The organism is Sulfitobacter sp. HI0129, assembly GCF_001635395.1.
Taxonomy (GTDB): domain Bacteria; phylum Pseudomonadota; class Alphaproteobacteria; order Rhodobacterales; family Rhodobacteraceae; genus Sulfitobacter.
Genome location: NZ_LWGH01000330.1, coordinates 1 through 3,274 on the forward strand (window position 1 = coordinate 1; position 3,274 = coordinate 3,274).

The 3,274-nt window shown below is 66.9% G+C and carries 3 protein-coding genes; all 3 read left to right on the plus strand.

Annotated features, from left to right (window positions below):
• Positions 1-65: 65 nt before the first annotated feature.
• Entirely contained in the window at positions 66-596 is a 531-nt protein-coding gene (locus tag A3764_RS08045; RefSeq protein WP_082850991.1) for a 2Fe-2S iron-sulfur cluster-binding protein, read from the plus strand.
• On the plus strand, positions 593-1,552 hold the full coding sequence (locus A3764_RS08050; RefSeq protein ID WP_067951445.1) for an FAD binding domain-containing protein: 960 nt from the start codon (positions 593-595) through the stop codon (positions 1,550-1,552). Before A3764_RS08045 ends, A3764_RS08050 begins: the two co-directional genes overlap by 4 nt.
• Positions 1,553-1,556: 4 nt before the next feature.
• The coding region (locus A3764_RS08055; RefSeq protein ID WP_067951448.1) for a xanthine dehydrogenase family protein molybdopterin-binding subunit at positions 1,557-3,274 on the plus strand (1,718 nt) is incomplete at its 3' end.

A 3,274-nucleotide genomic window follows, 5' to 3' on the forward strand; every position in this document is an offset into this window, starting at 1 on the left:
CAGGCACAGGAACCATTCCTCCCACCTCGGGTTCCTGAACAGACCGTACCGGACAGGAGAACAAGATGCGCACCACTCTCAACATCAACGGAACGGAGCATCAGATAGATGCCGATCCCCGCACCACGCTGCTGGATGCTCTGCGAAACCACCTCGGGCTGACGGGCTCCAAGAAGGGGTGCGATCACGGCCAGTGCGGCGCCTGCACGGTTATCGTGGACGGGCGGCGGATCAACTCCTGCCTCACGCTCGCCTGCATGATGGACGGGGCGGAAATCACCACCATCGAAGGGCTGGGCACCCCGTCCGATCTTTCCCCGCTGCAGGATGCCTTCGTGCGTCACGATGGCTACCAATGCGGCTATTGCACCCCCGGCCAGATATGTTCGGCCACCGCCATGCTGGAGGAGGCCCGCGCTGGATGGCCCAGCGTGGTGACGGAGGATCTGACCGCCACGGCGGAGCTGACCGACAGCGAGATCGCCGAGCGGATGTCGGGCAACCTGTGTCGCTGTGCCGCCTACCCCAATATCGTCGATGCGATCCGCGAAGTCTCGGGCCGCGAGACCTCCGGCAACAAGGAGGCCGCGGAATGACCCCATTCGATTACACACGCGCTGCGGACGTCTCCGACGCGGTCGGCAACCCGCGCTTCATCGCCGGCGGCACCAACCTGCTGGACCTCATGAAGCTGGGGGTGGAGCGGCCTGAACGGCTCACCGATATCACCCGGCTCGACCTGCGCGGGATCGAGGATCACGAAGGCGGGCTGCGCATCGGCGCGCTCGTCTCCAACGCCGATCTGGCCGCCGATGCCCGGGTGCGCCGGGAGTATCCGGTGCTGTCCCGCGCGTTGCTGTCGGGGGCCAGCGGGCAGTTGCGCAACATGGCCACCACCGGGGGCAACCTGCTGCAACGCACGCGCTGCTATTACTTTCAGGACATCGATTCCCCCTGCAACAAGCGCGAGCCGGGCTCGGGCTGCAGTGCCATCGGCGGGGCCACGCGGCTGCACGCCATCCTCGGCGCCAGCGAAGAGTGTATCGCCACCCATCCCAGCGACATGGCGGTCGCCATGCAGGCCCTCGGAGCCGTGGTGGAGGTCGAAGGCCCCGAAGGCGCGCGCAGCATCCCGCTGTCGGAATTCTACCTGCTGCCCGGGGACCGGCCCGACCGGGAAACCGTGCTGGAACCCGGTGACCTCATCACCGCCGTCACCCTGCCCCCGCCGCCTCCGGGGCGGCAGACCTACCGCAAGGTGCGCGACCGGGCGTCCTATGCCTTTGCCCTCACCTCGGTCGCCGGAATCGTGAACTGCGACGGCGGAAAGATCACCGATGCCGCACTGGCCTTCGGCGGCGTCGCCCCCCGCCCCTGGCGCGACGCGGGCGTTGAAAAGGCCCTGATCGGCCAGAACGCCACCCGCGAAAGCTTCGATGCCGCCGCCGACGTCCTGCTGCGGGATGCTGAGGGCCATGGTGGCAACGATTTCAAGATACCGCTGCTGCGGCGCACCTTCCGTGCCGTGCTGTCCGAACTCTGCGAGGTATGAGCCGATGAATGTACATCACAAGATGGATGAAGCCGACCGCCGCAACCGGCTCGATGACATGGCACAGGGCGTTCTGTCCACGCCGATGGACCGCCCCGAGGGGCCGCTCAAGGTTTCCGGCACCGCGCCCTACGCGCATGAGGCACAGCCCGAAGGCATGCTGCACGGCTGTTTCGTGCGCGCGCCGCGCCTCGGTCAGGTGACGTCGATGAACGCCGACAAGGCACTGGCGATGGAGGGGGTGCATACCGTCCTGCACGCTGACAAACTGCTGCGCAATCCCTGTCAGGGCACGGCGAACGAAGCGCCCGTTCAGGGCGTGCGCGACGTCCACTACGTGGGCCAGCCCATCGCCCTCGCGGTGGCCGACAGTTTCGAGGCCGCCCGCGCCGCCGCACAGGCCGTCACGTTCGAAATCACGGATGCGGACCGCAATCCTGTCACCCCGCAGGATTACGAAACCCCCGAGGACAAGCAAAGCGCACAGGGCGATCTGGACAAGGCCATGCGCGACGCCGCTGTTACGGTGGATCAAACCTATTCCACCCCGCCGCATAATTCCGCCGCGATGGAACCCCATGCTTCCATCGCGCAATGGGACGGCGACAGGCTGACCCTGCGGGGCGCCTACCAGATGCTGAAATACAACCGCAACGAACTGGCGGATTCGCTGGGGATCGACCCGAAGAAGCTGCGCATCCTTTCGCCTTACGTGGGCGGCGGCTTCGGCTCCAAACTGGGCATCGCGCAGGAGGCGGTCGGCGCGGCACTGGCGGCCAGGGAACTCGGCCGCCCGGTCGGCATCGCCATGACCCGTCAGCAGGTGTTCGAGGCCACCATGCGCCGGTCCGAAACCCGCCAGCGCATCCGGCTCGCCGCCGATGCGGAGGGTCGGCTGAGCGGGATCGGCCATGACGCATGGGTGTCGAACCTGCCTGACGAAACCTTTTCCGAACCGGTCACCCAGGCCACGCCCTTTACCTACCGGGGCGCGCATCGCCACATCGGCCACCATATTGCGCGGGTCAGCCGCACCTGTGCGGGATCGGTCCGCGCGCCGGGCGAAGCGGTGGGCATCACTTGTTTCGAAATCGCGATGGATGAACTGGCCCATGCCGCCGGGATCGACCCGGTCGAGCTGCGCAAGCGCAACATTCCCGAAGAGGACCCGACGACGGGCAAGCCCTATTCGTCCAACATGCTGGCCAAGGCGCTGGACGCGGGCGCACAAACCTTCGGCTGGGATGCGACCTGCCCCGCCCCCGGCAGCCGCCGCGAAGGCGAATGGCTCATCGGTCAGGGCATGGCCTCCGCCGTGCGCGTCAATATCCTGATGGGCTCCAAGGCGCGGGTTACGCTCGATCCCGATGGCAGTGCCGTGGTCGAAACGGACATGACGGACATCGGCACCGGCAGCTACGCGATCCTCACCCAGCTTACGGCGGAAATGCTCGGCCTGCGCCCCGATCAGGTCGATGTACGCCTCGGCGATACCGACAACCCGCCCGCCTCCGGCTCCGGCGGCTCATGGGGCGCATCCTCCGCTGGGTCTTCCGTTTTTCTGGCCTGTCAGGGCATCCGGTCGCGGATTGCCGAACAGCTGGGCACCAGCGAAGAGCAACTGACGCTGAAGGACGGTCAGGCCATCGCCGACAACCGCAGCACGCCGCTCGGCGACCTGCTGAACGAACCGCTCGAAAGCTTGGGCGAGATCGAGGCCGG

What these genes read in the sequence shown, in the direction of transcription:
- A3764_RS08045 (WP_082850991.1), top strand. Translation starts at nt 66, where the DNA reads ATGCGCACCACTCTCAACATCAACGGAACGGAGCATCAGATAGATGCC.
- A3764_RS08050 (WP_067951445.1), top strand. Translation starts at nt 593, where the DNA reads ATGACCCCATTCGATTACACACGCGCTGCGGACGTCTCCGACGCGGTC.